We start from the raw sequence: 4,906 nt of genomic DNA, 5'->3' as shown, positions 1-4,906 counted from the left end.
TGAATCGCCCCGGCTTTCCTAGACACTCTCCAAGCTCTGGAAATAGCGCTTTTCAAACTCCACTGGCGATAGCTGCATAGCGCTGCTGTGCCGGCGTTTGGGGTTATAAAACATCTCGATGTAATCGAACACATCACTCCGAGCTTCTTCGCGGGTGCCGTAGGTCTTCCGTCGGATGCGTTCCCGTTTCAGCAACTGAAAAAAGCTTTCCGCTACCGCGTTGTCGTGGCAGTTGCCGCGTCGGCTCATGCTGCTGATCAGGTTGTTGGCCTTGAGGAAACTCTGCCAATCCGAGCTGCTGAACTGGCTGCCCTGGTCGGAGTGGATCATCACTTCCTGCTTGGGCTTGCGCCGCCAGACCGCCATCAACAGGGCATCGATGGCCAGGTCGCTGCACATCCGTGGCTTCATCGACCAGCCGATCACCTGGCGTGAAAACAGATCCAGCACCACCGCCAAATACAACCAACCCTCATAGGTGCGGATGTAGGTGATGTCGGTGACCCAGACCTTGTTCGGTTCACTGACGTTGAACTGCCGCTCCAGGCGATTGGGCGAAGCTACCGTTGGCCGGCCGCCGTAATAGCCGGGGCGCCGACGATAGCCGGTCTGCGAGCGCAGCCCTTCTCCCCGCATCAGGCGAGCCACGCGGTGCCGGCCACAGGACTCTCCCAGCTCACGCAGGTCGTCGTGAATCTTGCGATAGCCGTAGACCCCACCGCTTTCCAGCCAGGCATGTTTGATCAACCCGAGCAGGCGCTGATCTTCCTTGGCGCGTACGGATTTCGGCTCGGCCAGCCAGGCGTAGTAACCGCTGGGATGCACTTTCAGGGTCTGGCAGAGACGCCGTACCGGGTACTCCACCGACAGCTTGCTGATGAAGGCGTACTTCAGCCGGACTCCTTGGCAAAGTACGCGGCGGCCTTTTTTAGGATGTCTCGCTCTTCGGTCACTCGCTTGAGTTCGGCGCGTAGACGACGCAGTTCGGCCTGCTGATCATCTTCTTGCTGCCGCTGCGCCTGGGGCTTGCCGTAGCGCTTGATCCAGGCATACAGGCTGTGCACCGACATGCCTAACCGCGCTGCCACCTCGGCTACGGGGAGGCCGCGCTCGGTCACTTGCTTGACCGCTTCGATTTTGAATTCTTCGGGGTAACGCTGGTTGCTCATGGCACCTCCTAACGGGCCTCATTATGAGGCTTGGAGGTGTCTACGAAACTAGGGGCGATTCACCTTGTTAGTGAGCGGCACTTGGTATCCCCGTTTTGATGGGAGGTAATCTTCGCCTGTTCTGTCTTACGTCGCCACCAGAGCATTCCGTGGCCTGCAGTTGAGTCTCCCCGGGTTTCGTAGACATTAGATGACCGCTCTTGGCCGATAGCTGCCGGTCGAGAACGGCTGTTATCGGCCCAAAACCGGTCGGTACGGGCTGCACCGCAGTTAGTTTTAACCAGTAGAGTCGCTCTTTCCCTACAGTGCAGCGCGTAGTGATTGAGTGCCGAGCCCTCCATGGCGGCGATTCAAGCGTTGTGAGTCGCGAGTTACCAGATTTTCAGCGTGTAATCGATGTTGATTCTGGTCTCGTTGTCACTTCGGAAAGTCGAGGCGGCAGTCTGCTCATTGCGGTAGGTCGCGTGGCGTAAGCGTAGAGCGAGTCCTTTTGCAGGCCCAGACTGAATGACGTAGGCCAGTTCCAAATCCTTGGAGGACTCGCTGAGGTTTGTTCCTCCCAGTTTCGGCAAGTCGATGTTGCTGCCTCGGAGATAGCGAGCCATGCCGGTCAGGCCCGGGATTCCGACGGCAGCGAAGTCGTAGTCGTATCGGGCGACCCAGGTCCGTTCCTTGGGGTTGACGAAGTCGGCGCTCATGGTGCCGTCGCTGAGGACCGCGGGCTCGCCACCGGCGAGGTACGCCATGGCGGTATCCCCGGTCTGGTGCATGTACCCCGCGCCCATGGTATGTGCACCCAGTTGGTAGCTGAACATGGCGCCGGCATTCAGGTTATCTACCTTGCCGGCCTCCGCGCGGCCGTTTTCCCGGCTGTTGAAGACCCTAATGTCGGTCTTCAACTTCCCCGCTCCCAGCGGTACCACGTGAATGGCTCCCGCGAAGTCCTGGGTGTAGATGTCCTTCAGTTCCGCATGGTAGTAGCGCAATGTCAGGGCATCGGACCAGCGATAGTCGCCACCCGCGAAGTCGAATCGCTCGGAGTTGGCACTCGCCTTGAACCGCCCATTGGGAGAGGCCAGGGATATAGGTTGATAGTTGGTGGAGTCACGCAGGTTTACGCGGTCCATTCGCCCCACGTGCAGGCTCAGGCGATCTATGTCCTCGGATAGACCATAGGCACCTCGATAGGACTGGGGTAGCAGTCGAGCTGGACTCGCCGTGATGACCGGCAGCGCAGGAAAGTGGGTGCCCACCGATAGCCGCGTCTTCGATACCTTTGCCTTCAGCGTTGCCCCGAGCTCCGAGTAGTCATCCTTAGCCTCACGGGTCTGTGGGTCGAGGGGCAGTAGTTGGGTGCCGGCACGGTCCGGCGAGGAGTCCAGCTTGATGCCCAGCATGCCGGTGAGGTCCAGGCCGAAGCCCACGGTTCCCTCGGTGAAGCCGGAGTTGGCCCGCAGGATGAAGCCCTGGGCCCACTCGCGCGCCGCCGGGTAGGGCGTGGCGCCCTTGTAGTCCCGGTCCAGGTAGAAGTTGCGGGCGGTGAGGGTAAGGCTGCCGTCGTCGACGAAGCTCGCGAAAGCGTTGGCTGAGGCGAAAGCTACCGCTACGCCCAGGGCATCGAGCCCCAGGCGTCTGGATGGAATGTTCATGGGTCTGTCCTGTTCTTGTTGTAGGCGGGTGTCGACTCAGGCGCTGGTGGCGGAGCGGAGCTGCAGGGCTCTTCGGGGCTTCAGCTTCCAGATCACCAACGCTGCCAGGACGAACGACAGCGCAAACAGGAAGTACAGGTCGGCGGGTTGCCACTGCGCATCTATCAGGCGTCCGGCCACCAGGGGGGACAGGATGGCGCCCATGCGGCCTATGCCGATTCCCCAGCCGAGGCCGGTCACCCGTTGCGCCGCGTCATAGATAGACGGGGTGAGCGCGTAGAGGCCGGCGACGCAGCCGTTGACGAACACACCGATCAGCAGCACCACGGCGAAGGCGAGGTCCAGGCTGTGGGTGAACTGCACGAAGGCGGCTAACAGGACAGCGTTCACCAGCAAGTAGACCATCAGCACGCGAGGGAGGCGGAAGCGTGCGGCCAGGAGCCCCACCAGGGCCGTGCCGAAGATGCCGCCGACGTTGAGCAGCACGCCGCCGGTGATGCCCTGCTGGTTCGACAAGCCGGCCGAAACCAGCAGGCGAGGCGTCCAGCTCATCACGAAGTAGAAGCCGAACATCACCAGGAAGAACGCCGCCCAGATCAACAGCGTGGAGCGCAGGAGCTGCGGGGAGAACAGCTCGGCGAAGCTTTCCTTCAGGGGCTTGCGCGAGGCCTCCTGGGTAGCGGGCAGTTGCGTCACCGGAGCGAGCCGCACACGCTTCAGCAACCGGTTGATCCGCTCCAGCGCACCTGACGGCTGGCGGGACACCAGGAAGGCCAGGGACTCCGGCAGCCACAGCGCGAGCAACGGGAGGGTCAGGAGCGTCACGATACCGCCGTAGAAGAAGACCGAACGCCAGCCCAGCGTGGGGATGATTTGTGCGGCAATGATGCCGCCCACGGTCGCGCCCAGGGCATAGGCGGTGGATTGCAGGCTGATGGCGAGGCCCCGCCATTTGCTATTGGCGTACTCGCCGGCGATGACGTAACTGCTAGCCAGGATTCCACCGATGCCGAGGCCGGTGATCAGGCGCAAGGCCGCCAGCATCTCCGGCGAGGTTGCCCGGGACGACGCCAGCATGCCCAGTCCGGCAATGCTCACGCACGCCAGAATCAGCGGGCGGCGGCCGAAGCGGTCGGCCCAAGGCGCGATGAACAGTGAACCGATCGCCATGCCCACGAGTCCCGCACTCAGCAGATAGCCGAGCTGGGTGCCGCTCAGGCCCCAGTCGGCGCCCACCGATGCGGCAGTGAAGGCCATCACCAGCACATCGAAGCCGTCGAGCATGTTGATCAGGAAGCAGAGCGCGACGACGCCCCATTGAAACCCGGCCATGGGTTTTTCATCCATCTGTTGCCCAATCGTCTGGCTCATGTGATCAGGCTCCCTGGTACTGGAGGGGAAGGGGATTCAAACGACGGGCAGCCGAAACCGCCCCACAACGGAGGGAGAGCAGGATGTACATGTCGATACCTTCTTGTTGTTGTCAGTCGTGCATGCAAGGGGACTCGGACCTGGCCAGCAGGTCCGAGGGATGGGCCGGTTCGGGGTGGGTGACCTGCCCGAATCGGCCCGGTTCAGCGGTCAGGCCACGCTGAAGGTCTTGTGCGGGTCGATGACGAATTTCTTCGGTACGCCGGCATCGAACTCGCCGTAGCCGCGCGGGGCGTCGTTCAGGCTGATGACCTGCACGCCCACCACTTCGGCGATGTTGATGCGGTCCCACATGATCGCTTGCATGAGCGCGCGGTTGTACTTCATCACCGGGGTCTGGCCGGTGTGGAAGCTGTGGGATTTCGCCCAGCCGAGGCCGAAGCGGATGCTCAGGGCGCCGATCTTGGCGGCTGCATCCACCGCACCCGGGTCTTCGGTCACGTAGAGGCCGGGGATACCGATCTTGCCGGCCACGCGAGTGACCTGCATCAGCGAGTTGAGGACGGTAGCCGGGGCTTCGTGCTTGGCGCCTTCATGGCCGTGGCCGCGAGCTTCGAAGCCCACCGCATCCACTGCGCAATCCACTTCCGGCTCGCCCAGCAGCGCGGCGATCTGCTCGTGCAGCGGGGTGTCCAGCGACAGGTCGGCGATCTCGAA

Annotated in this window: 3 protein-coding genes and 1 pseudogene; all 4 read right to left on the bottom strand. The window is 62.3% G+C overall.

Translation table 11 applies throughout. The features are described from left to right. Positions 1 to 18: 18 nt before the first annotated feature. Positions 19 to 1,169, bottom strand: a protein-coding gene (locus tag E8F06_RS09250; protein ID WP_280363247.1) for an IS3 family transposase whose coding sequence is annotated in 2 segments (ribosomal slippage) — positions 19 to 926 and positions 926 to 1,169 — 1,152 coding nt in all. Because the reading frame shifts where the segments join, the coding sequence is not laid out codon by codon here. Between the two features lie 371 nt (positions 1,170 to 1,540). Then, entirely contained in the window at positions 1,541 to 2,818 is a 1,278-nt protein-coding gene (locus E8F06_RS09245; RefSeq protein ID WP_280366408.1) for an OprD family porin, read from the bottom strand. Positions 2,819 to 2,854: 36 nt separating this feature from the next. Beyond that, positions 2,855 to 4,189, bottom strand: coding sequence for an MFS transporter (locus tag E8F06_RS09240; RefSeq protein WP_280366404.1), 1,335 nt, complete (start codon positions 4,187 to 4,189; stop codon positions 2,855 to 2,857). Between the two features lie 210 nt (positions 4,190 to 4,399). Then, positions 4,400 to 4,906: pseudogene (locus E8F06_RS09235) on the bottom strand (formaldehyde dehydrogenase, glutathione-independent); the annotation flags it as partial.

It is taken from the genome of Pseudomonas sp. BN411, assembly GCF_029871235.1.
GTDB lineage: Bacteria > Pseudomonadota > Gammaproteobacteria > Pseudomonadales > Pseudomonadaceae > Metapseudomonas.
The sequence above is the reverse complement of the archived record's forward strand: the minus strand, read 5'-3'. Positions and strand labels throughout refer to the sequence as shown.

Bases quoted from the DNA above. Each gene is read 5' to 3' on its own strand.
- E8F06_RS09245 (WP_280366408.1), bottom strand. From the start codon at position 2,818: ATGAACATTCCATCCAGACGCCTGGGGCTCGATGCCCTGGGCGTAGCG.
- E8F06_RS09240 (WP_280366404.1), bottom strand. From the start codon at position 4,189: ATGAGCCAGACGATTGGGCAACAGATGGATGAAAAACCCATGGCCGGG.